The sequence below is a fragment of the Klebsiella sp. C360 genome (genome assembly GCF_048822415.1).
Taxonomy (GTDB): Bacteria; Pseudomonadota; Gammaproteobacteria; order Enterobacterales; family Enterobacteriaceae; genus Klebsiella; species Klebsiella quasipneumoniae.
On sequence record NZ_JBMEZZ010000002.1, the window covers coordinates 453,156 to 478,680 of the forward strand.

Below are 25,525 nucleotides of genomic sequence, written 5' to 3' on the forward strand. Positions count from 1 at the left end.
TCAGGCTCCCTGAGGATTATTGTTGTGAGGCGTTGGCGCCGGGGTTTCCCGGCAGGCTATCAACGGGTCGACTATCTGGCGGCTGCCGCCGTCGGTCAGACCCAAATCGGTTAAATGCGGCCCGGCGTTACAGGCAAGACAGGTGCCTTCAATGGCCTTAAAGACCCGGTACGGCGGCTCCCAGTCGGCGATTTTGCTGCTCAGATCGCGCAGCTCGCGGAACTGACGCGCCAGCTCTGCCGCCGGGAGATCCGACAGCATGCCGGCAATCGGCATCGCCACATGGGCGAGGATCTCGCCCCGTAGCGCCAGCGCCATCCCGCCGCCGGAGGCGATAAGCTGGTTGGCCGCCTGCGCCATATCCTCAGCATTGCGCCCGAGCACCACCAGATTGTGTGAATCGTGGGAATAGCTGGTGGCGATGGCGCCGCGCAGCTCGCCCCAGCCTTCAAGCAGGGCGATTTGCGGCGTCGCCTGATGGCGGCCGTGGCGGTGCTTGACCCAGATCAGGCTGAAGCCGGCGGGCAGCTGGACCTGGCCGTCGCGGATCTGCACCTCGACCTCACCCCACTGGGTGAAGCGCGCGCCGCGGATATGGCGCAGGCGGGCAACGCCGTGGCGAATGCCCTTGATGCGCAGGATAAAGTCATCGGCGGCGAGGGGGGCTATCTGCAAGGTATCGCGCGGCGGCGTCACGCCCGGCGCGGGGGCGATCGGCTTCAGCAGGCGGCCGGCATGGGCCAGCCGTTCCCCACCAACGTAGACTTCGCGGGCCGCCAGTTTCTCCAGAGAATCAAACACCACCAGGTCGGCGCGTCGCCCGGCGGCAATCAGCCCGAGATCGTGGCGCTGCAGGCGAATAGCAGCGTTGAGGGTGGCGAAACGCAGCGCATCGACCGCCGGTAATCCATGCTCGATCAGCAGGTTGAGCAGGGCGATGATCCCGCCTTTCTCCAGCAGCATATCCGGCGGCACGTCATCGGTGCAGACGGTGATCTGCGAGGAGAGGTGCGGCAGCGTTTTCAACGCCGCCACGATCTCCGGCAGCAGGTAGGGGTGCGAGCCGCGGATCTCGATCGTCAGCCCGGCGCGCAGTTTTTCCAGCGCGTCGTCCGCCGAGGTCAGTTCATGATCGGAGGTGACGCCGGCGGCGAGGTAGGCCTGCAGGTCGGCGCCGCTCAGCCCGCGGGCGTGGCCTTCGATCAGTTTTCCGCTGTTGAGACCGGCCTGGACAATCTCCTGCATCCGCTCGCTGCCGTGCAGCACGCCATGCATATCCATCACTTCCGCCACGCCGCGCACTTCCGGCCAGCCGAGCATGGTCTCCATTTCCGCGCCGGCGAAATCGGCGCCGGACATTTCGAGGCCGGGGGTGGAGGGCACGCTCGACGGCGCGGCGACCATCACCTGCAGCGGCAGGTGGCGGCTGGCGTCTACCGCGTAACGCACGCCCTCGACGCCGAGCACATTAGCCAGCTCATGCGGATCCCAGAACACCGCGGTGGTGCCCTGAGTGAGGACGATTTCGGCGTAGCGCTCGGGCGGCAGGTGGGAGCTTTCAAGGTGCACGTGGGTGTCCATCAGGCCGGGCGACAGGTAGCCGCCGGACAGGGAACGCACTTCATGGGCGTCGACGCGGCTGCCGCGCGGGTGGACGCTGGCGATCATCTCGCCGACGATGCCGACGTCAGCCGGGCGGATTTCGCCCGTGGCCATATCGACGATCTGCGCATCGACCAGCAGCAGATCAAACGGGGATTCGCCGCGCGCGGCCTGCACGGCGCGACGGCGGACTTGAGCATTGCTGGACATAACCACTCCGGCACAAGGATAATGCGGATACTCTAGGGGCACAGCAAACGTTTGCCCAGATGAATAAATTTATCACCCGATAAGCTCGGGTTATTGTGCAGGACCACCGTAGCGAACCCGATGATGAACGAACCCTGGCAGCGGCTGCCCGCGCTCTCTCTTAAACAGCTTCAGTATTTCGTCACCCTGGCCCAGCTGCGCCATTTTACCGATACCGCCAGTCGGCTGGCGATTAGCCAGCCGGCGCTGAGCAGCGCTCTGCGGCAGATTGAAACGGTGCTCGGCGGCAAGTTGGTCAACCGCACCGCTTCGGCGGTCACCCTGACTGAACTGGGGGCGGCGATTTTACCCCACGCCCAGCGGATCCTCAGCGTGGCGCAGGCGGCCTTTTTCGATATGCAGCAGATCGTCGAGGCGGGCGGCGACGGGACGGTGCGCATCGGCCTGGTGCCGTCGGTCAGTTCGCTGCTGTTTCCGCTGCTGCCGCAGACCCTGGCCCAGGCCTTTCCCCGCCTGCGTATTGAATTTCACGATCAGACCAACGATGCGCTCATCCAGGCGCTGTTGCGCGGCGAGATTGATTTCGGCATCGGGGCGATCGACAGCTCACTGCCCGCAGAACTGCTGGTCTATCCGCTGCGCGACGATCCCTTCGTGGCGGTGCTGCACCGCGACGATCCGCTGGCCGCGCAGGCGCATCTGCCGTGGAAACAGCTGGTGGGGCGGGACATTGCCGTCTTCTCGAAGGGCAATATTCAGCGGCTGGTGGCGGCATTAGTGGAGAGCCATCGCCTGACGCTGACCACCCGCTACCAGGTGGACTATATCGAAACCCTGTATGGCCTGGTGCGCTCGCGCTTAGCGGTGGCGATACTGCCGGAGCTGTACACCACCCATCTGCAGGACCCGGCGCTCAAGGTCGCCCAGCTGCAGCAGCCGGCGTTGACCCGCACGGTGGCCCTGATGCGCGGGCCGCAGGCGCTGCCGCCGCTTATCGAAGCCTGTTTTTCCCTGCTGCAGGCCGCCTTGCGCTAGGGCAGATGCTTGATCAGCACGTCTATGGTTAAGTGGTTGATGTACTCCAGCGAGTGTGAGGAGAGGACGCCCAGCAGCCGGTTATGGTGTCCGGCAATAATTAAATCGATCTGCCGCTGTCGAACGCAGGTTTCGACATCTTCAAAGCGGCGGGTGGTCACCAGCGAGAGGGTATCCACCGGCAGGGAGACGGTGCAGGCCAGCTCGTTGAGCAGGGCTTTGGCCTGGATCACCTCCTGCGAGACCTGATCGTCGCGCAGGCTGTCGGAAACATAGTTCAGCGCCCGGTAGTCGGTGCTGATGTGGGCGATAGTGATGCGCATGCCGTTCTCTTCCGCCATTCTGGCGGCATGCTCGAGCAGCGTGACGCCGTCCTGACTGCTGTTAATCAGTACCAGCGCATGGTGATAAAGCGCCATAAATACCTCCGCGCAAAAAGTTGTCCTCAGCGTATTTTGAGCCGCGGGCGGGGGGATGGCAAACCCTCGGCGCGTTTGCCTGAAGATAAAGTTCCCCCGCGGCCTGACGGGCGGCGGGGGAGCGTGGGGCGCGTGGCGCTTACGGGGTGACGATGTTGAACCAGAAGGCAAAGGTGTCCATGTAGCTCAGCATTTCGTCGAGCTTAGCGCCATTGCCGCTAATGTTAACCTCGCCGTTGGCCTGAGCTTGCTTCAGCGTCTCCTGTTTCAGGATGATCTTATTCAGGGTGTCACGGCTGAGCGAGATGCTGGCGTCTGCGTTGTCGGCTACCGCATTGGCGGTATGGTTAAGCACGCCGTTTTCCAGCTCCAGTTTGTACTTGCCGCCGTCTTTACCGAGGTCGATGTTAAAGACCGCTTTAGCCGCCCCGGCTTTTTCGCCGTTGATATGCACCCCGAGGTAATCGAAGAACATTTCCGGCGTCATCGCCCGCACGGTATCCGGACTGGCGGTGTTCGGGGTCGGCAGTTTCTGCACGCCGTTACGCAGCTCCTGAGCGCCGGTGAGGTAGAAGTTGCGCCAGGTCCCGGCTTCCGCCTGATACCCGAGCTGCTCCAGGGCGTCGGCTTCCAGATGACGCGCCTGCTGATTGTTCGGATCGGCGAAGACGATTTTGCTGGTCACCTGCGCCACCCAGCGGTAGTTCCCCTGCTGGTAGTCGGCTTTGGCTTTCTGCATGATGGCATCGGCGCCGCCCATATATTCCACGAACTTCTTCGCCGCCTGCTCTGGCGGCAGCTCGTCGAGGGTGGCCGGGTTGCCGTCGAACCAGCCGAGGTAGAAGACGTAGGTCGCTTTCACATCGTGGCTGACGGAACCGTAGTAGCCGCGGCTGGACCACTGTTTCTCAAGGGACTCCGGCAGCTTGAAGTTGGCGGCGATCTCATCGCGGGTCATGCCCAAATTCGCCATCCGCAGAGTCTGGTCGTTGATATAGCGATACATATCGCGCTGACCTTTCATCAGCTTAACGATATTGTCGTTGCCCCAGGTCGGCCAGTGGTGCTGCGCGATAATCACTTCCGCATCGTTGCCCCAGCGGTCGATGGCGGCGTTGATGTATTTCGACCACGCCAGCGGATCGCGGATTTTGGCGCCGCGCAGCGAGTAGGTGTTGTGCAGGGTATGGGTGACATCCTCTGCCGCCTCGATCATTTTCTTCTCTTTGACATACCACAGCATCTCAGACGGCGCTTCCGAGCCCGGCGCCATCATAAAGTCATAGGTCAGGCCGTCGATCACTTCCTGCTGACCGGTATGGGTAATGTAGTTGGTCGGCGGGATCAGCGTGACGGTACCCGCCGAGGTGGTGGTGCCGAGACCGGCGCCAACCTGACCTTTGGCGTCCGGCTTCAGCAGGTTGCCATACATATAGCTGGCGCGGCGGCTCATTGCGGTACCGGCCATGATATTTTCGGAAACCGCTTCTTCCATAAAGCCGTCCGGGGCGTAAATCTTCACTTTTCCGGCTTTGACATCGGCTTCATCCACCACCCCGCGGATACCGCCGTAGTGGTCCACATGGCTGTGGGTAAACAGCACCGCCACCACCGGTTTTTTCGGCCGGTGGGCAAAATAGAGCGCCAGAGCCTCTTTAGCCGGTTCGGCGCTTAGCAGCGGGTCGATGATGGTGATCCCGGTTTTGCCTTCAATAATGGTCATATTGGAAAGATCGAGATTACGGATCTGGTAAACGCCGTCGGTGACTTTGAACAGACCGCCGATATTAAGCAGCTGCGACTGTCGCCACAGGCTGGGATTGACGGTGTCCGGCGCCTTTTCGCCCTCTTTGACGAAATTATATTTGGCCGGATCCCAGATAATATTTCCCTGGTCACCTTTGAGCATCGCCGGCGGCAGGGGCGCGATAAATCCCTGATGGGCGTTGTTAAAGTCGGTTTTATCCGCAAACGGCAGTTTACGGTATAGCGCCTGGTTCGCCTCCCGCGTGGCCGGTGTGGCATCCTGTTGTTGCGCGGCGGCAAAGGCGGTTACCGACAAAGACGATAACATTCCGGCCAGCGCCAGATTTTTGGCTATCTGATTTAATTTCATCACTACCTCTCAGGTAATTTATTATGCGGAAATAAAAAATATCTCCCGCTTAAAAAGTGAATGGCTTGTCGTTTATTCTAAAGACTAATATTCCGCTGAATAGTCCCATATGGGACTGGCGCGGCGCCGCTAAAGGATCTCCTCGTCTTTAGCAGGCGAGGGCTGCTATACTGTCGCTAACGGCGCAGGCGAGGGCAGAGAATGAATTTCCAGGAAATACATAGTTATTATAAGACGTTAGCCATAGCCGACTTTTTTGCCGATATCCTCGTGGAAGGTGAAGAGGTTATTCTCGCCGCCAATAAAAAATGGTGCCCGCAACCGGGGTATATTTATTTTTGTACCGAGGGTTCGCTATCCATATTAATGCCGGATGATGGGTTGAATATCGGTAATACTATTGAGCATATGCCGATTGGCCTGATGGAGCGGTATTGCCCGCTGGCGAAATTTGAATATACCGGAAGCGCAACCGTGACGCTGCGTAAAATTTCCTACGCCACTTTTGATCGCCTTTTTATTGCTACCCACCCGCAGCGCATTGAGGCGCTGGCGAAGGTGTTGGTGTTCATGAGTATCTTTACCATCGACCTGCACAATGAACGTCGCCAGGTCACCAGCTACCAGACGATTCGTCCGATGCTGTATCGCTATTTGTATCGGCAGCATACGCATGAGGGTGAAAACGAGGGGCTGGCGTTATTTATCATCCGGCGTACGAATCTTTCGCGCACTCATGTGTTTCGCGTGCTGGCGGACTTAAAGGCGGGGGGATATATCACGATGAAACGTGGCAAACTGATCTCTATCGATCGACCGCTGCCTGCGGAGTACTGACCGGGCAGGAGAGGGTAACAAGGCAGAATGCTCTGTCTTGTTACCCACGACGCCTGTCAGCGAATCATTACGGCGTCACGATGTTAAACCAGAAGTCAAACGGGTCCATATAGCCTAACATCTCATCGAGTTTAGCCCCGTTACCGCTGATTTTAACTTCCCCTTTATCTTCCGCCTGCTTCAGGGTCTCTTCTTTGAGAATGATTTTATTCAGGGTAGCGCGATCCAGCGTCAGGGTGGCATCCGCCTCTTTGGCTTGCGCATTGGCGGTGTGGTTCAGCACGCCATTTTCCAGTTCCAGTTTATATTTACCGCCGTCATTGCCCAGATCGATATTGAAGACCGACTTCGCATTGCCCGCTTTTTCGCCATTGATATGGACCGCCAGATAATCAAAGAACATTTCCGGGGTCATGGCGCGGACGGTGTCCGGGCTGGCGGTGTTCGGGGTCGGACCTTTCACCACGCCATTGCGCAGTTCCTGGGCGCCGGTAAGGTAGAAATTACGCCACGGGCCGGACTCCGCCTGATAGCCTAATTGCTCCAGGGCATCGGCTTCCAGATGACGCGCCTGCTGGTTGTTAGGGTCGGCGAAGACGACTTTGCTCACCACCTGGGCTACCCAGCGGTAGTTACCCTGGTCGTAATCCTCTTTCGCTTTCTTCAGGATGGCATCCGCGCCGCCCATGTACTCGACGAACTTCTTCGCCGCTTCTTCCGGCGGCAGTTCGTCAAGGGTGGCCGGGTTGCCGTCGAACCAGCCGAGATACAGCACGTAGGTGGCCTTCACATCGTGGCTGACCGAGCCGTAGTAGCCGCGGTTAGCCCAGGTATTGGCGAGGCCGTCCGGCAGCTTAAAGTTAGCGGCGATTTCATCGCGGGTCAGGCCTTCGTTCGCCATACGCAGGGTCTGGTCGTTGATGTAACGATACAGGTCACGCTGACTCTTCAGCAGGTTAACCACGTTCTCGTTGCCCCAGGTCGGCCAGTGGTGCTGGGCCATAATGATCTCAGCCTTATCGCCCCAGCGAACGATCGCCTGGTTGATATATTTCGACCACGGCAGCGGTTCACGGATCTTCGCCCCGCGCAGCGAGTAGGTGTTATGCAGGGTGTGGGTGACATCCTCTGCGGATTCGATCAATTTCTTCTCTTCGATATACCACAGCATTTCTGACGGCGCTTCGGAGCCTGGCGCCAGCATGAAGTCATAGGTCAGGCCGTCGATCACCTCTTTCTGGCCATCCTTATCAATGATATTGGTTGGCGCAATCAGGGTGACGGTGCCTGCCGAGGTGGTCGTCCCCAGGCCCGCGCCCACCTGGCCTTTAGCGTCCGGCTTCAGCAGGTTGCCGTACATATAGCTGGCGCGGCGGCTCATGACGTTCCCGGCCATGATATTTTCCGCCACCGCCGCTTCCATAAAGCCGGACGGCGCGTAGATTTTTACTTTACCCGCTTTGACGTCGGCCTCATCAACCACGCCGCGCACGCCACCGTAATGGTCAACGTGGCTGTGGGTGTAGATCACCGCGACAACCGGTTTTTTACCCCGGTTTTTATAGTAGAGATCCATGCCGACTTTGGCGGTTTCAGCCGAGACCAGCGGGTCTACGACGGTGATCCCCTCTTTGCCCTCAATGATTGTCATATTGGAGAGATCGAGGTTGCGGATCTGGTAGACCCCGTCGGTGACTTCAAACAGGCCGCTGATGTTGATCAGCTGCGACTGGCGCCACAGGCTCGGGTTTACGGTTTCTGGCGCTTTTTCCCCTTCTTTAATGAAGGCGTACTGGCCCGGATCCCAGATGACATTGCCCTGTTCGCCTTTGATGACCTCTGGCGGCAGGGCGGCAATAAAGCCTTTATGCGCATTGGTGAAATCGGTGTTATCGGAGAAGGGGAGTTGGTTGTAGAGGGCATCGTTCGCTTTTTTGGTCGCTTCGGTTGCCTCTTTGGCTGACGTATCTGCCCAGGCGGCGAAAGCGAGACTACTCAACATGCCCGCTAACGCTAACCCTTTCACTATCGGGGTTAATTTCATTGGAATCCTCATTTATTGCATGGTTCGTTCGGTTTTACCGATTTAACGCAGGTGACTGTTTGTTACAGATTTTCTAAATATAACCACACATTTACATTCATCCAGTTTTGCTTGCAAAAAACACATTTTTAATCAGAAATTACGCCTTTTGTATTAGCTGGCGAACGGGGAAAAAAAGCCGGTCAGCTTGTGTTACACCGCCACATTTCATATCCTGCTTCAGGAAAATGTTGTACCGCTTTTATGACTCGGGGTGCCCTTCTTCGTTGAAGGCTGAGAAATACCCGTACCACCTGATCTGGATAATGCCAGCGTAGGGAAGTCAGAGACCGCAGGGTCATTGCTTCTACCTCGTCTGGCGGGAGCAAACCATGCCTGAGCTGTTGAATCCCGCGCCTGTCGCGCACCTGCGCCATCTGCTGCGCGCCCATTCCCCCCTTGTGCACTGCATGACCAATGACGTGGTGCAGACCTTTACCGCCAATGTCCTGCTGGCCGTCGGCGCCTCGCCGGCGATGGTGATCGATCCCCGCGAAGCGGCGCAGTTCGCCGCCATCGCCGATGCGCTGTTAATCAACGTCGGCACCCTGACCGAAGATCGCGCAGTGGCCATGCGTGCCGCAGTGGAGCAGGCCCGCCAGGCCGGCAAGCCCTGGACGCTGGATCCGGTGGCGGTCGGCGCCCTGACCGTGCGCACGGCCTTTTGTCACGCGCTGCTGGCCTTCCAGCCGGCGGCCATTCGCGGGAATGCCTCCGAAATTCTGGCGCTGGCCGGGATGAGCGCCGGCGGGCGCGGGGTGGATACCACCGATACGGCCGCCGCGGCGCTGCCGGCGGCCCAGGCGCTGGCTCGTCAGTTGACCACCGTCGTGGCGGTCACCGGTGAGGTGGATTACGTCACCGACGGCGAGCGGGTGCTCAGCGTGGCGGGCGGCAGTGCGCTGATGACCCGGGTGGTGGGCACCGGCTGCGCGCTGTCGGCGGTGGTGGCGGCGAGCGCGGCGCTGCCGGGAGACCGGCTGGAAAACGTGGCCGCCGCCTGCGGGCTCATGAAGCAGGCCGGGGAAATCGCTGCCCGTCACGGGGGGCCCGGGAGCTTTGTTCCGGCGTTTCTCGACGCGCTATATCAGGAGGTGCGCGCATGAAACGCATCAATGCTCTGACCATCGCCGGCACCGATCCCAGCGGCGGGGCCGGTATCCAGGCCGATCTGAAAACCTTCTCCGCGCTGGGGGCCTACGGCTGCTCGGCGATCACCGCCCTGGTGGCGCAGAATACCCGCGGCGTGCAGTCGGTCTATCGTATTGAACCGGACTTTGTGGCGGCGCAGCTTGATTCGGTGTTCAGCGATGTGCGCATCGATACCACCAAAATCGGCATGCTGGCGGAAACCGATATTGTGGAAGTCGTGGCCGAGCGGCTGGCGCGCTACCGGGTGGCCAACGTGGTGCTGGATACCGTCATGCTGGCGAAAAGCGGCGATCCGCTGCTGTCGGCCTCGGCGGTGGAGACCCTGCGTCAACGATTGTTGCCGCAGGTGTCGCTGATCACCCCGAACCTGCCGGAAGCGGCCGCCCTGCTTGATGCACCCCATGCGCGCAACGAGCGCGAAATGCTGGAGCAGGGGCGGGCGCTGCTGGCGCTGGGTTGCGGCGCGGTATTGATGAAGGGCGGCCATCTCGACGATGCCGAGAGCCCGGACTGGCTCTTCACCCGCGAAGGGGAACAGCGATTTACCGCGCCGCGAGTACAGACCAAAAACACGCACGGCACCGGCTGCACGCTCTCGGCGGCGCTGGCGGCGCTGCGTCCGCGTCACGCCGACTGGGCGGCCACCGTTACCGAGGCCAAGGCCTGGCTGTCGGCGGCCCTGGCGCAGGCCGACTCCCTGGAGGTGGGCCACGGCATCGGGCCGGTACACCATTTCCATGCCTGGTGGTAAATGGCAGCGTAACGGGACAGCAGAATCTCCTGAAAAAATGCCCTCCCGGCTGGAAAATAGGCTAAGTCGGTACCAGGCTTAACCTGCCCAAAATAATTGGGTTGGGATAATGCATGCCGGCTCCGGCCGGCCTTACGGGAGATTGCTATGACTGATATTACGCAGTTGCTGGGCAAAGATGCCGAGAGCCTTTTGCAGCACCGTTGTATAACCATTCCGGCCGACCAGCTGTATCTGCCTGGCGCAGATTATGTTGATCGGGTGATGGTGGATAACAACCGGCCGCCGGCGGTGCTACGCAATATGCAAACCCTGTACAACACCGGACGACTGGGGGGGACCGGCTACCTGTCCATTCTGCCGGTCGACCAGGGCGTGGAGCACTCGGCGGGGGCCTCTTTCGCCGCCAACCCGCTGTACTTTGATCCGAAGAATATCGTCGAGCTGGCGATCGAAGCCGGCTGTAACTGCGTGGCATCGACCTACGGCGTGCTGGCCTCAGTGTCGCGCCGTTACGCGCATCGTATTCCTTTCCTGGTGAAGCTCAACCATAACGAAACGCTGAGCTACCCCACCGAGTACGACCAGACCCTCTACGCCAGCGTTGAGCAGGCGTTCAATATGGGGGCGGTGGCCGTGGGCGCGACGATCTATTTCGGCTCGGAACAATCGCGTCGTCAGATAGAAGAGATCTCCGCGGCCTTTGAGCGGGCCCATGAGCTGGGCCTGGTCACCGTGCTGTGGGCCTATCTGCGCAATTCGGCATTCAAGAAAGACGGTGTCGACTACCATGTTTCCGCTGACCTGACCGGTCAGGCCAACCACCTGGCGGCCACCATCGGCGCCGATATCGTCAAGCAAAAGATGGCGGAGAATAACGGCGGCTACAAAGCGGTTAACTTCGGCTATACCGACGACCGGGTGTACAGCAAACTGACCAGCGATAACCCCATCGATCTGGTGCGCTACCAGCTGGCCAACTGCTACATGGGCCGCGCCGGGCTGATTAACTCCGGCGGCGCGGCAGGCGGGGAGACCGACCTTGCCGACGCGGTGCGCACGGCGGTGATCAATAAACGCGCCGGCGGCATGGGGCTGATCCTTGGCCGCAAAGCGTTTAAGAAATCGATGGCCGACGGTGTGAAGCTGATCAATGCCGTGCAGGATGTCTATCTGGACGGGAAAGTGACTATCGCCTAAGGCGAAAATCCGGGCGTCAGCGCCCGGATTGCTCGTTGTTCATAGCAGATGTCGGGTTTATTAAGACTCCGCCGCGTTGGCGGTAAATGGTTTCGCACTCTGAGCGCGGGTAATGCCAGGCTGTTCAACGCGGATTAACGGGCACAGGAAGAAGGCCAGAATATATAAGGCGGTATAGGCAATCACCACCCCGATGGTGCTGAAATAGGGCAGCAGCACCACGGCGATCGCCGGCGCCAGAAAGTTCGACAGCCCGGCAGACAGGTTATAGACCGAAATCGCCGCGCCTTTATGGTTCGGCTCCAGCGCCGGGAACACCGCCGCCATCGGCACGAACGCGGCGACGAAAATACCCAGGGCAATAGCCGGCACCAGCGCCATCGCAAAGCTGTGGCCAAAGTGCTGAGGGATGTAGTAAAACGCCAGGCTGGAAAGCGCCATCCCGATGCAGCCGAACCAGCGAACCACCTTCATCCAGCCCATTTTCTCCGCCACGATCCCCCAGAAAACGTTCGAAAAGATGGTGGTAAAGAAGAAGGCCGCCCACACCTGGAGCCACTCCGAGGTGGTAAAGCCCAGCTCATCAACGAACATCATCGGCATAATCACCGCAAAACCAAACAGCGACAGGGTGTTAATAATGCGCACGATGCTGGAGAACAGGATGCTGCGGTTGGTATAGAGCAGCGTCGCAGCGCGCCCCAGTTCGGCGAGTTTTTCGCGAGTGGTCAGGTTCTGCATATGGCGCGGCGTTTCGGTATGACGCATCGACACCAACGCAATGATGCCGCCGGTGGCACAGAAGACCAGCGCCAGCCACAGAGTGCCCATTTCGCCAATGTGGGGAATGGTGAAGCTCGGAATATAGCTGCCGAACACGCCGATACCCACGGAGTAGACCGCCCAGAACCAGCCCAGCGCAGAGCTGGAACTGTCGCTGCGAACGTTGTGGATAATGGCGACGATAAATGAGTAGAGGAACAGCGGGTAGGCCAGGCCGCGGATGCCATAAAACAGCAGGATCAGCGCATAGTTGGCGCGACCGAGGCCGAAGACGAGGAACAGCACGTGGAATACACACCACAGCACGAAGCCGATCATCATGGCCTTGCGCGGGGTGATGATTTCCGCCACCACGCCGGAAATCCACGCCGAGAGGGCGGCGGCCAGACCGTAAAGCGTAAAGGCAAAGGAAGCCTGCGCTGGGGTGAATCCGAGTGTTTTGATGTAGTGCGACAGAAAAGCCAGCTCAAAGCCGTCGCCGGTCATAAACACGGCGATGGCGACATATCCCCAGATGAGGTTGAGCGGTAGACCATACCACTGTTTGTTATTTACGGACATGTTGACCTCGATTTCAGAGTGCAGATGAGTGTCTCCGCTGCACAGCAGCGGAGCATTATTGTTATTAAAAAAAGAGGGATGTTATTCGCGGATCAGCCTGCCGGCCTGTTGTAGCGCCTTATAGGCCTCATATCTGCGCTGATGTAACGAGCTAAACGCAGTCTCGCTGTGATAGGTGGCATCCACCTGAGTGAATTGCTTCATGGCCTCCGGCAGCGAAGCCGCGACTCTGCCCGCCACCGCGCCGAGGATGGCGGAGCCTAACAGCACCGGCTCGCTGCTGACGGTGCTCACGACGCTAACGCCGCAGGCGTCGGCCAGTAGCTGACGCACCAGCGGATGCTGTCCGGCCCCGCCGCTGATGACGATATTTTCACTCTCAATCCCGCAGGCGCGCTGGGCGTCGAGGATCTGTCGCAGGCCATAGCCAATCCCGCATAATCCGGCAACGTACAGCGCGGTCAGGTTATCCAGGTCCCGCTCCATCCCCAGCCCGGCAATCAGCGCTTTCGCGTGTGGGTCGGCAAGCGGCGCGCGGTTACCGAGAAATTCGGGCACCACGTGCAGACCGGCGGCCAGCGTTACCGCCTCAGAAGGCGAAGCCGTCTGCGCCAGTACGCGATCCGCCAGCCAGACCGGCAGAGGGACGCCCGCCGCTTTCGCCTCCTCGCGAGCCGCCGCCGCCGCCGGATGGAAGCTCAGCAACTGGTCGATAGCCGCGCCAGCGGCGCTTTGTCCGCCTTCAATCAGCCAGTAGCCAGGCACCATCGCCGAATAGTATGGGCCCCAGACGCCGGGGACGAACACCGCTTCCTCAGTGGTGGTCATGGTGCAGGAGGAGGTGCCGAAGACGTAGGCCATATTGTTGACCGCGCCGTTAAGTACCCCGACGGTGCCGATGCCGCCCGCGTGGGCGTCAATCATCCCCACCGCCACCGGCGTACCGATCGGCAGGCCCATCGCCGCCGCCGCCGTGGCGCAAAGACCGTCGCCGCAGGGGGTCCCAGGTTCGACAATCCGTTGGCCGATGCGGACAAAATCTTCATCCGCCAGCTCTTCGAGGCCAATCTGGCGGAAGTAGCCGGCATCCCAGCGTTGTTCATGCGCCAGGTAGGTCCATTTACAGGTCACAGTGCAGACCGAGCGGGCTTCATCGCCGGTTGAGCGCCAGGTAAGGTAATCAGCGAGGTCGAAGAAGTGGCGCGCCTGCTGATAGATGTGCGGGCGATTCTCCTTCAACCACAGAATTTTCGGCGTTTCCATCTCCGGCGAAATTTTGCCGCCAACGTACTGCAGCACCGGGTGGCCCGTCGCGTTGATCTTTTCCGCCTGCCCGGTGGCGCGATGATCCATCCAGACGATAATATTGCGGTCCGGATCGTCGGAAGGCCCGACCGCCAGCGGCGCGTCGTTATCGCCAATCACCACCAGCGAACAGGTGGCATCGAAGCCGATCCCGGCGATCGATGACGGCGGGACGCCGGCGCTGGCCACGGCGGTTTTAATGCAGTAGCACACCGCCTGCCAGATCTCACGGCTCGACTGCTCCACCCTGTTTCCGGCGCTGCGAAAGAGGGTAATTTCCCGGGTCGCGTGGGCGAGAAGCTCGCCCCGCAGATTGAATACCCCGGCGCGCGCACTGCCCGAACCGACATCCACACCAATAATGTTTTGCGTATCGTTTTGCATCACATCCTCTCACAGGCTGGTTACGGATCAGAGATCCACGCTGTTCGGCAGGATCACAATGTCGCGTACGGTGACGTTTTTCGAACGCGTCACCATAAACAGCGCTGACTCCGCCACTTCAATCGGCTGCATCAAACTGCCGTTGGCCAGCGCTTCATCCATTTTGGCTTTTGGCCAGTCGTCCAGCAGAGCGGTCACCACCGGGCCCGGTAGTACGGCGCCGACGCGCACGCCATACTGCGCCACCTGGCGACGAGTCGTATGTACAAACGCCTGCACGGCGAATTTCGACGCGGTATAGACAGGCTCCCAGATCACCGGCACCACGCCCGCGATAGAGCTGGTGAAAATAATATCCCCGGATTTTTGCGCGATCAGATGCGGCAGGACGCTGCGCACGCAGCGGAAGGCGGCATTGATGTTGAGGTGCAGCACGCGGTCCCAGACGTCCGGGTCGCCCTCGGCCACCGGCCCGCCGATATAGGCCCCGGCGTTGGCGTGGAAGATATCGAGACGCCCGGTGAGCTGCAAAATGCCCTGCAGAAGGTTATCGACCTGGTCCGCCTGCATCAGATCCACCTGCAGAGCGAAGGCGTTTTCGCCTAGTTCGGCGACCAGTTTGTTGAGCTTTTCGCCTTCGCGGTCGATAAGCACCACTTTTGCGCCAGCTCCCAGCAGGGTCCTCGCGCACTCGAGGCCGATACCGGACGCCGCGCCAGTGATCGCGGCGACTTTACCGCTGAGGGAAGTATTCATAGAGGAGACAGAGTGGTTCATTTTATAATCCTTTGCCGTGTCTGGTTGCAACTATCGAACCCGAGGGCATCGCGTTCGAGGTGATGGACAAAAACATGGTAACCTATTGAATATCAGCATCATTATTCAGGCTTGCTGGCATGTTAAGGCGGTATGCGCGCGTACTTCCTGGCGTGAAATGGATGCTCAATCGATGAAGCTATGTTGCTCTCGCTTCATCGATTGAGCAAGTGGGGAAATTAACAGCGACATGATTTTGTGACGCAAGTTGGAAAAATGAAGAAGATAACGATTTACGACCTGGCGGAGCTTTCCGGCGTTTCGGCGAGCGCGGTGAGCGCAATCCTCAACGGCAACTGGAAAAAACGCCGCATCAGCGCAAAGCTTGCCGAAAAGGTGACACGGATTGCTGAGGAGCAGGGCTATGCGATTAACCGCCAGGCCAGCATGCTGCGCAGTAAAAAATCACACGTCATTGGCATGATTATCCCCAAATACGATAACCGCTACTTCGGCTCCGTCGCCGAACGCTTTGAGGAGATGGCCCGCGAGCGTGGCCTGCTGCCGATTATCACCTGTACGCGCCGAAGCCCGGATCTGGAGCTCGAAGCGGTAAAAGCGATGCTCTCCTGGCAGGTTGACTGGGTGATCGCGACCGGGGCGACCAATCCGGATAAAATCTCCGCGCTGTGCCAGCAGGCGGGCGTGCCCACGATCAATCTCGACCTGCCGGGGTCTCTCTCTCCGTCGGTGATTTCAGATAACTACGGCGGCGCGAAAGCGCTGACCCACAAGATCCTCGCTAATAGCGCCCGCCGTCGGGGAGAGCTGGCGCCGCTGACCTTCATCGGCGGGCGCAGCAACGACCATAACACCAGCGAGCGCTTACGCGGCTTCCACGATGCGCATCACGAGCAGGGGCTGCGCGTGCCGCAGGCGAATATTCTGGCTCCCGGCTATTCGAAAGGTCACGTTGAGGCCTGCCTGCAGGAGCGGTTTGGCAGCGCGAAGACGCTATTGCAGGGGATATTTGTTAACTCGACGATATCCCTCGAAGGGGTTGTGCGCTGGCTGTCGCAGGTGGGGCTGACCGGCAGCGAGCAGCCGCCGATGGGCTGCTTCGACTGGGATCCGTTTGTCTATCTGCTGGGACACGATATCGACATGGTGCAGCAGGACGTACCGGCGATGCTGAACGCTGTTTTTTCGATTATTGACGCCGGCGAAGCCAGCCAGCAGCGGATTGAAATTCCGCCGCGATTGATGAGCAGTAGCTGAGTCGCCGTCTGCTGATTGCCGTTAGCGCGTCAGCAGCCAGCGCGCAGTATGTTCATCGGTCACCAGACCGTTGATCCAGCCGCCTTTAAGGGCGGCCAGGATCGCCGGTCGTTTGTATTCTCCACAGGCCGCGGCAATCCGCGGGCAGTGGTTCTGGCGGATATCATAGCTGGTGATCATGCGGTTGATCTCGCTGTCTACCACCTCGCCTTCTGCATCGATAAACCGCCCGAGGATCTCCCCGATGCCGCCGCGGGCGGTCAGCTCATCCATCTGCGCCTGATTGATAAAGCCGTCTTTAAAGATAGGACTTTGCGTGCCCAGCGGACCAATGCCGACAAAAATCACATCCGCCTCCCGGGCGACGCCAGAGACGCTGCGGAATAAGCGATTGGTGCACCACATCTCATACTCATCCGCGGTCTGGGCGTAGCGCGGCGCAGGCCACTGATAGTACTTGGCCTTAATTTTGCGAGTGAGCAGCAGGGGCACGTCATCGTAATAGTTGCACTGCCCGTCGGCGTCCATGGCGCTGATCAGCGCCACGCAGCGGGTATTCAGGCTGTCGAAATCGATGCGCTGCAGCGCTTTTTTCAGGGTCAGGCCCGAGCCCAGGCCGATGATTTTCTCTTTATCATCCTGCAGATAGCGAGCCATCAGCTGATAGCAGCCAAACGATACGCTGTCGAGGGTACTCTCTTCGCTAAAGGCGGGGACCACATTGCATTCGAGAAGCCGGTACTTTTCCTGCAACAACTGCGCATAATCGAGGCAGTTCGCCACCGGATGGTGCAGATTAATCGACACAATCCCTTCTTCTTTCGCGGCGGCGATCAGCCGTTGCACCACCGGTCTGGAGGTGCCCAACTGGCTTGCGATCTCGCTCTGATTCTGCCCGGCGATGTAGTACATCCATGCGGCACGCACCTTCTGATCCAACCGGATATCGTCTTCTTTACTCATGGTTTCCCGCCCTAAGTTGCTGGCCAGGGCACGCAATTGGCCCGGCGAATATCCGCATTCTCGCCGTGGTTGCCATAACTGGCAAGCTTTTGCTCTTTAATGGTCATTTGTAATTTAAGTGGGTAATTGCTCTTTTGTGATCCATGGCTCTTATTTTGGTCAAATGATCAATTACAGTGGCGCCATCCACTCAAGGAGAGCAGAACATGAACAATCAATTCACATGGCTTCATATCGGTCTGGGTTCTTTTCATCGCGCGCATCAGGCGTGGTATCTGCATCGTCTGATCGCTTCCGGCGATAAGCGCTGGCGCATCGCGGCGGGCAATATTCGCAATGACGCCGAGCAGGTGGTGCAGGCGCTGACGGCGCAGGGCGGACGTTACGTCCTGGAGACCGTCAGCCCGGAAGGGGAGCGTGAATATGAAGAGATCACCTCAATTCAGAAACTGCTGCCGTGGCAGGCCGGGCTGCAGCCGCTGATTAATGAAGGGGCCAACCCGCAAACCAAAGTTATCGCCTTTACCGTGACGGAAGGGGGGTACTACCTGAATACCCGCCATCAGCTGGAAACCAGCAACCCCGATCTGCAGGCTGACCTGAAAGGCGAATGCAAAACTATTTACGGCACCCTCGCGCGAATTCTGGAAAAGCGCATGGCGGACAACGCCGGGCCGCTGACCCTGCTCAACTGCGACAACGTGCGTCATAACGGCGAGCGCTTCCACGACGGGATGGTGGAGTTCCTGCAGCTCACCGGCAAACAGGCGGTGATTGACTGGATGGCGGCCAATACCACCTGTCCGAACACCATGGTGGACCGCATCACCCCGCGTCCGGCGGCCGATCTGCCGGCCCGTATCAAAGCGCAAACCGGCATTGACGATAAGGCGCCGGTCATGGGCGAGACCTTTATCCAGTGGGTGGTGGAGAACAACTTCCGCGATGCCCGCCCGAACCTGGAAGCGGTCGGCGTGGAGATGGTCGAGTCGGTTATCCCGTATGAAGAGGCGAAAATCCGCATCCTGAACGCGTCCCACAGCTGCATTGCGTGGGCGGGGACCTTAATCGGCCAGCAGTATATTCACGAAAGCACACTCACCGATGTTATCTACGCCATTGCCGACCGCTACGTCACGGAAGATGTGATCCCATGCCTGGGCGATAACGGCATTGATTTGCCGACCTACCGCGATGTGGTGCTCAAGCGCTTTACCAACCCGCATATCCAGGACACCAACCAGCGCGTCGCCGCCGACGGTTTCTCGAAAATTCCGGCGATGATCGCCCCAACCCTGCAGGAGTGCTATCAGCGCGGCGTCCGCCCGGAAGCGACCGCCATGCTGCCGGCGCTGTTCTTCGTCTTTATGGAGCAGTGGCATAAGGGAACCCTGCCGTATCAGTACCAGGACGGCATCCTGGATGAGCAGGCGGTGCATGAGATGTATGAGGCTCAGGATCCGCTGGCTGTCTTCGCCCGTGATAAAGCTCTGTTTGGTGACCTGGCCGACAACGCGGATTTCCTGGCGCTGATGCGCGATAAAGTCGCCGCCGTTTACACGCTGATTAAATAAGAGGTGGCTATGTATCTGGGTATCGATCTTGGCACATCGGAAGTCAAAGCGCTGGTCATTGATGAGAACAATCAGGTTATCGCCAGCCATAGCGCGCCGCTGAGCATTCAGCGGCCTCATCCGCACTGGTCAGAACAATCACCGGAGTTATGGTGGGAGGCGACGGAGTATCTGATGGCCACGCTGCGGGAAAAATGCGCCCAGCACTGGCCGGCCGTCAAGGCGATTGGCCTCTCCGGACAGATGCACGGCGCGGTGTTGCTGGATGAAAAGGGGGAGACGATCCGTCCGGCCATTCTGTGGAACGACACCCGCTGCGCCGCAGAGTGCGCGGAGCTGGAGGAGATGGCGCCGGAGCTGCATCAGGTGGCGGGCAACCTGGCGATGCCCGGCTTTACCGCGCCGAAGCTGCTGTGGGTGCGTCGTCACGAGCCGCAAAACTTTCAGCGCACCGACACGGTGCTGCTGCCGAAGGATTATCTGCGCTACCGGATGACCGGGAAGAAAGTCTCCGATATGTCGGACGCCGCCGGGACGCTGTGGCTGGACGTGGCTAAGCGCGACTGGTCCGATGCGCTGCTGGACAAGTGCGGTCTGTCGCGCAGCCAGATGCCGACGCTGGTGGAAGGCTGCGAGGTTTCCGCCACCCTTGACCCGCAGGTGGCCGAACGCTGGGGGCTGAACGCCTCGGTGGTGGTGGCCGGGGGCGGCGGCGATAACGCGGTCAGCGCCATTGGCGTCGGCGCGGTCTCGCCGGGGGACGCGTTTATTTCGCTCGGCACCTCAGGGGTGCTGTTTGTGGTGACCGACGCCTATCGTCCGGCGCCGCAGTCGGCGGTCCATGCGTTTTGTCACGTTCTGCCGAACCTGTGGCATCAGATGAGCGTGATGCTCAGCGCCGCCAGCTGTTTGCAGTGGTTCTGCCGCCTGACCGGCACCACGGAGGTGGCGCTGCTGGCGGAGATTGCCGAGCTAAGCGAAGAGGAGAAGGCCAACGCGCCGTTCTTCCTGCCCTATCTCTCCGGGGAACGTACCCCGCATAACGATCCTGACGCTCGCGGCATGTTCTGGGGTATGACCCACTCCAGCCTGCGCGCCCAGCTCGGCTACGCGGTGCTGGAGGGGGTGAGCTTTGGCATCAACGACGGCCTGCAGGTATTGAAAGAGAGCGGGACGCCGATCGCGCAGTGCTCGCTGGTGGGCGGGGGCGCCCGCAGTCCGTTCTGGGCCCAGCTGCTGGCCGATATTCTCGCTATGCCGGTGGTGACCCACAAAGGCGGAGAGACCGGCGGCGCGCTGGGCGCGGCGCGGCTGGCCTGCCTGGCGGCGGGCAAACCGGTTGCCGCGGTATGTGAAAAACCGGAAGTCTGGCAGACCTGGCGTGCGGATCCCGTTCGCCACCACACCCTGATGCAACGCTACGCGCAGTTTAAGGCCCTGTATTTAAACGATCTGCATTATCGGCAGCATTAATTTTTATCACCATAACCGCTCCGGTGAACTGACCGGAGCGGCCTCCTGTACCCTGAAAACGAGGTCATTATGTCTATCAATAATAAACAGTGGCTCGGTTTACCCCTGAACCTGCTCTGGGGATACATCGCCATTGCCGTATTTATGACCGGCGACGGTTTTGAATTAGCCTTTCTCTCGCACTATATCAAAGCGCTCGGATTCTCCCCGGCGGAGGCCTCCTTTGCCTTTACCCTCTATGGCCTGGCCGCCGCGCTGTCGGCGTGGATTTCCGGCGTGGTGGCGGAAATTATTACGCCGCTGAAAACCATGATGATTGGCTTCGTGCTGTGGTGCGTTTTCCACGTGCTGTTCCTCGTTTTCGGCCTCGGTCACGCCAACTATGCGCTGATCCTGGTTTTCTACGGCATTCGCGGCTTCGCGTATCCGCTATTCCTCTACTCGTTTATCGTGGCGATTGTCCATAACGTCAAAAGCGACAACGCCAGCTCGGCCATCGGCTGGTTCTGGGCGGTCTATTCCATCGGCATCGGCGTCTTCGGCAGCTATATTCCGAGTTTCACCATTCCGCACATTGGCGAAATGGGCACCCTGTGGCTGGCGCTGGCCTTCTGCGTTACCGGGGGCGTGATTGCGCTGGCTTCCCTGCGCCATATTAAAACGCCGCAGCATATGCAGAACCTGACAACCCGCGAGAAGTTTGCCGAGCTGGGCCGCGCCGCGACGCTGCTCTATACCAACCGCAATATTCTGCTGTCGAGCATGGTCAGGATCATCAATACCCTCTCGCTGTTCGGCTTTGCGGTGATTATGCCGATGATGTTCGTCGATGAGCTGGGCTTTAGCACCTCGGAATGGCTCCAGGTGTGGGCGGTCTTCTTCTTCACCACCATTTTCTCTAACGTGCTGTGGGGCATTCTGGGCGAAAAACTGGGCTGGATGAAGGTGGTGCGCTGGTTCGGCTGCATCGGGATGGCGCTCTCCAGCCTGGCGTTTTACTACATCCCTCAGCACTTCGGCCACAGCTTTGCGATGGCGCTGATCCCGGCCATCGCCCTGGGGATCTTTGTCGCCGCCTTCGTGCCGCTGGCCGCCGTGTTCCCGGCGCTGGAGCCGAAGCACAAAGGCGCGGCGATTTCGGTGTATAACCTGTCGGCGGGGATGTCGAACTTTCTCGCCCCGGCGATCGCCGTGGTGCTGCTGCCGTTCTTCAGCACCATTGGGGTCGTCATCGCCTATACCGCATTGTACGTGGTGGCCTTTTTCCTCTGTGCGTTTATCCGCGTCGAGCAGCCGGGATTTTCCCACAAGGCAGCGCCGGCCAGCGAGCAGGTGGAGTTCTCTTAAGGTGATGCGGCTGGCGTGCCAGGCATGCCAGCCTTAATGAGGTGAATGATGAGTATTCAGGCAGTGATTTTTGACATGGATGGCGTGATTATTGATTCCGAAAGCCTGTGGCGGCAGGCGCAAATCGAGGCCCTTGCGCAGTGGGGGGCAACGGCGAGCGTGGCTGAGTGTGAAACCCTGACCAAAGGCAAACGCCTCGATGAAATTGCCCGCACCTGGTGCCGCTATTTTCAGCTTAACCTTGCCCCGTCGCTGCTGGAAGACGCCATATTGCAGCGCATCACCGGCCTGATCGCCGCCGAAGGCGAGCCGATGCGCGGGGTGCATGAGGCGTTACGCTATTTTCGCCATGCCGGTTATAACATTGCCCTCGCCACCTCCTCGTCCCGGCAGGTTATCGCCGCCGTGCTGAACAAGCTCTCGCTGTGGCACTTTTTTGACGTGATCTCCAGCGCGGACGATGAAGCGCAGGGCAAGCCGCATCCGGCGGTGTATCTGACGACGTTGGATAAGCTTAATCTCGACGCCAGCCGGTGCCTGGTGATCGAAGACAGCTTCAACGGCTTTTGCGCGGCTCAGGCCGCAGGTATTCCTACGGTGGTGATTGCCGAAGATAGCCAGCACGCGCGTTTTCAGGCCGCCGTGGGCCGCTACCGGGCGCTGCCTGAACTGCTGGAAGTCCTCACCGCCGAGCCAGAGGCGGCGGTTTAAGTAACCATTTGTGGGCGCAGACATTCCCGGGATGTAGCTGGTCGGTTAATCTCTTCTCTGCGCTCACGCCCCATTTATAGCTTTTATCCGCGGGAGAGGGGCAGGGGGCTGCGCCGAACCGGTGTTTTGCCGGGTGGCGGCTGACGCCTGACCCGGCCTACATTGACCCACCCGGCTGACCCGGCCTACATTGTTCCACCCGGCTGGCGCGGCGCTTGTCCGTGCTGCATGAGAGCCGCGGACCACAGGCCCGGCAAGCGCAGCGCCGCCGGGCGATGGGCGCCTGTCCGCCTCAGCGCAACAGCGGGCAGTCGGGCGGCAGCCGGCAGCGCAGGGCCGCCGGTAACAGCTCCATGCGGAAAGTTTTGCCGGTCAGCGGTTCGCCGTCGAGGTTAAACGTCATCTCATGAGGGGCGGTGATCTCAAACCACGAGGAGACGCCGTCGACAATATTCGGCGAGTTTTCCGGATTCGCCAGGGTGCTGAAGAGGGCAGGGATCAGCTCTTCGCCGGTGAAAATGCGCAGATGCAGCAGGCCATCGTTAATCAACGCCTCCGGACACAGCTGCTGGCCGCCGCCCGCCTGGCGGCCGTTGCCGATGCCGATGACCAGCGCATCGCCCTGCCAGTGAAAGTTCTCCCCGCGGATCTCACAGCGGTCCGGCTTCAGGGTATCCATGCGCATCAGGCCGTGGATTAAATAAGAGACACCGCCGAGCGCGGCTTTGAGTTTTTCCGGCGTTTCGGTGGTGATCCGGGTGCCGAACCCGCCGGTCGCCATATTAATAAAGCCGGTCTTATCATTAACCCGGGCGATATCTATCGGCACATCGCGGCCGACGATCGCCAGCTTCAGGGCGCTGGCCAGATCCTGCGGAATACCGACGCTGGTGGCGAAGTCGTTGGCCGTGCCCAGCGGTAAAATCCCCAGCGCCATCCTGCTGCCGCGCTCCACCAGTGCCGTCGCCACTTCATTAATGGTGCCGTCGCCGCCGCCGGCGATCACCGTTTCAACGTTCAGCTGCAGGGCTTCATCGATAAACCGTACGGCATCGCCCTTTTCCCAGGTGACGCGGACGTGGATATCGATCCCTTCGTCGCGCAACAGGTTAACCGCCTCGCGTAGCTGCGGTTCATTGGCACCTTTGCCGTTAAGGATCAGTAAGCTGGCAGTAAACGTAGACATCATCAAGGGAACCTTTATTGCTCAATGTTGCATAAAGTGTACCGCATGACGCCAGCGAAGGCCGAAGGAGAGACAAAAAAATAAGCCCGCGTAAGGGAGATTACGCAGGCTAAGGAGGTGGTTCCTGGTACAACTAGCATTTATGGGTTATGTTTTTCAGCGAAATGGATGATACCTGTTTCGATCGAAACGGTATGTGATCCGATTCTAATATCCTTACATCGTGAAAAAATAACGCAAATTAACTAGTTACCGTGTGGATTTCTGGTTGTCTGACCAGTAAAGTTGCGCATCAGCAGCGCATACTGCAGGGGCAGGTCATCCGGCACAGGCAACCATACGGTATAGCCGTCGCCCGGGGCCACCGGCATGGCTTCGCCTTTGCCATTTTCCATCTGCTCGAGGGTGAAGTTGACGTTACCCTGCGGGGTCATCAGTTCGAGACTGTCGCCAACGCTGAACTTATTTTTGACCGCCACTGCCGCCAGCGGGCCGTTACGCTCCCCGGTGAATTCGCCGACAAACTGCTGGCGCTCGGAGAGGGAGTAGCCGTACTCGTAGTTCTGATAATCGTCATGGGTATGGCGGCGCAGGAAGCCTTCGGTGTACCCGCGATGGGCCAGTCCTTCCAGCGTTTCCAGCAGGCTGGTATCGAACGGTTTGCCGGCGGCAGCGTCGTCGATCGCCTTGCGGTAAACCTGTGCGGTGCGCGCGCAGTAATAGAAGGATTTGGTGCGGCCTTCGATCTTCAGCGAGTGAACGCCCATCTGGGTCAGACGCTCAACGTGGGCGATAGCCCGCAGATCTTTCGAGTTCATGATGTAGGTGCCGTGCTCGTCCTCGAAGGCGGTCATGTACTCGCCCGGGCGTTTGGCTTCCTCGATCATAAAGACTTTATCGGTCGGCGCGCCGATGCCGAGGGTTGGCTCCACGGTCTGCACCGGGATCGGCTCATATTTGTGGACGATGTTGCCGACGTCGTCCTCTTTGCCTTCCGCCACGTTATATTCCCAGCGGCAGGCGTTGGTGCAGGTGCCCTGGTTCGGGTCGCGCTTGTTGATATACCCGGAGAGCAGGCAGCGGCCGGAGTAGGCCATGCACAGCGCGCCGTGGACGAAAATCTCAATTTCCATCTCCGGCACCTGGCGGCGAATTTCTTCGATTTCATCCAGCGACAGTTCACGCGACAGGATCACGCGGGTCAGCCCCATCTGCTGCCAGAATTTGACCGTCGCCCAGTTGACGGCGTTGGCCTGCACCGAAAGATGGATCGGCATATCCGGAAAGTTTTCCCGCACCAGCATGATTAAACCCGGATCGGACATGATCAGCGCGTCCGGCCCCATCTCCACCACCGGCTTCAGATCGCGAATAAACGTTTTCAGCTTGGCGTTATGCGGGGCGATGTTGACCACCACATAGAATTTTTTACCCAGCGCGTGGGCTTCATTGATGCCGAGCTGCAGATTTTCGTGATTGAATTCGTTGTTACGCACGCGCAGCGAGTAGCGCGGCTGGCCGGCATAAACGGCATCGGCGCCATAGGCGAAAGCGTAACGCATATTCTTCAGCGTTCCCGCCGGGGAAAGGAGTTCTGGTTTAAACATGGTGTTCTCGTTCTGATGACAGGTCAGATTCGCCGCACCCGGTGCGGCGAGTTGGGGGAGTGTCCCCACATTAAGGGCGGGCATTGTAGCGCCGCGGCGAAGGGGAGTAAATATCAGATGGGTATCTTTCAGCATGGCTAATTTGTTTGCCATTTTGAACCTGGGCAGTGCTCATACTGACAGCACTAATAG

Annotated in this window: 20 protein-coding genes and 1 riboswitch; of the genes, 10 read left to right on the top strand and 10 right to left on the bottom strand. The window is 59.6% G+C overall.

Annotated elements, in window-relative coordinates:
• Positions 1–1,812 carry an adenine deaminase gene (locus ACOI7D_RS08195; protein WP_109547111.1) on the bottom strand — a complete coding sequence of 604 codons (1,812 nt, stop codon included), beginning with the start codon at positions 1,810–1,812 and terminating at the stop codon, positions 1–3.
• A gap of 120 nt (positions 1,813–1,932) precedes the next feature.
• Here ACOI7D_RS08195 and ACOI7D_RS08200 point away from each other — a divergent pair, with 120 nt between their 5' ends.
• Positions 1,933–2,847 (top strand): LysR family transcriptional regulator, encoded by a 915-nt coding sequence (locus ACOI7D_RS08200; protein ID WP_023290413.1) that lies wholly within the window; start codon positions 1,933–1,935, stop codon positions 2,845–2,847.
• Here ACOI7D_RS08200 and ACOI7D_RS08205 read toward each other — a convergent pair.
• Entirely contained in the window at positions 2,844–3,266 is a 423-nt protein-coding gene (locus ACOI7D_RS08205) for a universal stress protein (RefSeq protein WP_109547112.1), read from the bottom strand. The two genes, ACOI7D_RS08200 and ACOI7D_RS08205, sit on opposite strands and share 4 nt — an antisense overlap.
• 139 nt (positions 3,267–3,405) lie before the next feature.
• Positions 3,406–5,382: an alkyl/aryl-sulfatase gene (locus ACOI7D_RS08210; RefSeq protein ID WP_044524191.1), complete on the bottom strand. Its 1,977-nt coding sequence runs from the start codon at positions 5,380–5,382 to the stop codon at positions 3,406–3,408.
• 201 nt (positions 5,383–5,583) lie between these two features.
• On the opposite strand from ACOI7D_RS08210, the gene ACOI7D_RS08215 reads away from it, so the two are divergent.
• Positions 5,584–6,219, top strand: coding sequence for a helix-turn-helix domain-containing protein (locus tag ACOI7D_RS08215; protein ID WP_044524189.1), 636 nt, complete (start codon positions 5,584–5,586; stop codon positions 6,217–6,219).
• 67 nt (positions 6,220–6,286) lie between these two features.
• Here the strand turns inward: ACOI7D_RS08215 and ACOI7D_RS08220 are convergent, their stop codons facing one another.
• Positions 6,287–8,263 carry an alkyl/aryl-sulfatase gene (locus tag ACOI7D_RS08220; RefSeq protein ID WP_023290409.1) on the bottom strand — a complete coding sequence of 659 codons (1,977 nt, stop codon included), beginning with the start codon at positions 8,261–8,263 and terminating at the stop codon, positions 6,287–6,289.
• Positions 8,264–8,502: 239 nt separating this feature from the next.
• Positions 8,503–8,600: riboswitch (TPP riboswitch) on the top strand.
• A 34-nt stretch (positions 8,601–8,634) separates the two neighbouring features.
• Between ACOI7D_RS08220 and thiM the strand changes: the two genes are divergently transcribed.
• The 3 genes from thiM to fbaB all read left to right on the top strand — a co-directional run bounded on the left by thiM (position 8,635) and on the right by fbaB (position 11,405).
• The gene (gene thiM / locus ACOI7D_RS08225; protein WP_023290408.1) at positions 8,635–9,408 is read left to right on the top strand and encodes a hydroxyethylthiazole kinase; all 774 of its coding nucleotides are present in this window, start codon (positions 8,635–8,637) and stop codon (positions 9,406–9,408) included.
• A complete protein-coding gene (gene thiD, locus ACOI7D_RS08230) occupies positions 9,405–10,205 on the top strand; it encodes a bifunctional hydroxymethylpyrimidine kinase/phosphomethylpyrimidine kinase (RefSeq protein ID WP_017899347.1) in 801 nt (266 codons plus the stop codon). Before thiM ends, thiD begins: the two co-directional genes overlap by 4 nt.
• A gap of 147 nt (positions 10,206–10,352) precedes the next feature.
• The gene (gene fbaB / locus ACOI7D_RS08235; RefSeq protein WP_004201578.1) at positions 10,353–11,405 is read left to right on the top strand and encodes a class I fructose-bisphosphate aldolase; all 1,053 of its coding nucleotides are present in this window, start codon (positions 10,353–10,355) and stop codon (positions 11,403–11,405) included.
• A gap of 60 nt (positions 11,406–11,465) precedes the next feature.
• Here the strand turns inward: fbaB and ACOI7D_RS08240 are convergent, their stop codons facing one another.
• The 3 genes from ACOI7D_RS08240 to ACOI7D_RS08250 form a co-directional block, all read right to left on the bottom strand.
• Entirely contained in the window at positions 11,466–12,749 is a 1,284-nt protein-coding gene (locus ACOI7D_RS08240) for an RbtT/DalT/CsbX family MFS transporter (protein ID WP_109547113.1), read from the bottom strand.
• Between the two features lie 81 nt (positions 12,750–12,830).
• Positions 12,831–14,438, bottom strand: a complete 1,608-nt coding sequence (locus ACOI7D_RS08245; protein WP_109547114.1) for an FGGY-family carbohydrate kinase — start codon at positions 14,436–14,438, stop codon at positions 12,831–12,833.
• Positions 14,439–14,465: 27 nt separating this feature from the next.
• Positions 14,466–15,215, bottom strand: a complete 750-nt coding sequence (locus ACOI7D_RS08250) for an SDR family oxidoreductase (protein ID WP_162543112.1) — start codon at positions 15,213–15,215, stop codon at positions 14,466–14,468.
• A gap of 255 nt (positions 15,216–15,470) precedes the next feature.
• On the opposite strand from ACOI7D_RS08250, the gene ACOI7D_RS08255 reads away from it, so the two are divergent.
• Positions 15,471–16,472 (top strand): substrate-binding domain-containing protein, encoded by a 1,002-nt coding sequence (locus tag ACOI7D_RS08255; protein ID WP_023290405.1) that lies wholly within the window; start codon positions 15,471–15,473, stop codon positions 16,470–16,472.
• A 21-nt stretch (positions 16,473–16,493) separates the two neighbouring features.
• Here ACOI7D_RS08255 and ACOI7D_RS08260 read toward each other — a convergent pair whose 3' ends face one another.
• Positions 16,494–17,435, bottom strand: a complete 942-nt coding sequence (locus tag ACOI7D_RS08260; protein WP_048982266.1) for a sugar-binding transcriptional regulator — start codon at positions 17,433–17,435, stop codon at positions 16,494–16,496.
• A gap of 206 nt (positions 17,436–17,641) precedes the next feature.
• Between ACOI7D_RS08260 and dalD the strand changes: the two genes are divergently transcribed.
• From dalD to ACOI7D_RS08280, 4 genes are all read left to right on the top strand, one after another.
• Positions 17,642–19,009: a D-arabinitol 4-dehydrogenase gene (dalD, locus tag ACOI7D_RS08265; RefSeq protein WP_109547115.1), complete on the top strand. Its 1,368-nt coding sequence runs from the start codon at positions 17,642–17,644 to the stop codon at positions 19,007–19,009.
• Positions 19,010–19,018: 9 nt separating this feature from the next.
• Positions 19,019–20,482: a xylulokinase gene (xylB, locus tag ACOI7D_RS08270; RefSeq protein WP_109547116.1), complete on the top strand. Its 1,464-nt coding sequence runs from the start codon at positions 19,019–19,021 to the stop codon at positions 20,480–20,482.
• A 69-nt stretch (positions 20,483–20,551) separates the two neighbouring features.
• Entirely contained in the window at positions 20,552–21,829 is a 1,278-nt protein-coding gene (gene dalT / locus ACOI7D_RS08275) for a D-arabinitol transporter (protein ID WP_072422120.1), read from the top strand.
• A 48-nt stretch (positions 21,830–21,877) separates the two neighbouring features.
• Positions 21,878–22,540 (top strand): HAD family hydrolase, encoded by a 663-nt coding sequence (locus ACOI7D_RS08280; protein ID WP_109547117.1) that lies wholly within the window; start codon positions 21,878–21,880, stop codon positions 22,538–22,540.
• Between the two features lie 292 nt (positions 22,541–22,832).
• On the opposite strand, the gene yegS is transcribed toward ACOI7D_RS08280, so the two are convergent.
• Together yegS and yegQ are read right to left on the bottom strand one after the other, a co-directional pair.
• Entirely contained in the window at positions 22,833–23,729 is an 897-nt protein-coding gene (gene yegS / locus ACOI7D_RS08285; protein WP_023290399.1) for a lipid kinase YegS, read from the bottom strand.
• A gap of 242 nt (positions 23,730–23,971) precedes the next feature.
• Positions 23,972–25,333 (bottom strand): tRNA 5-hydroxyuridine modification protein YegQ, encoded by a 1,362-nt coding sequence (gene yegQ, locus ACOI7D_RS08290; protein ID WP_032428934.1) that lies wholly within the window; start codon positions 25,331–25,333, stop codon positions 23,972–23,974.
• Between the last annotated feature and the right edge of the window lie 192 nt (positions 25,334–25,525).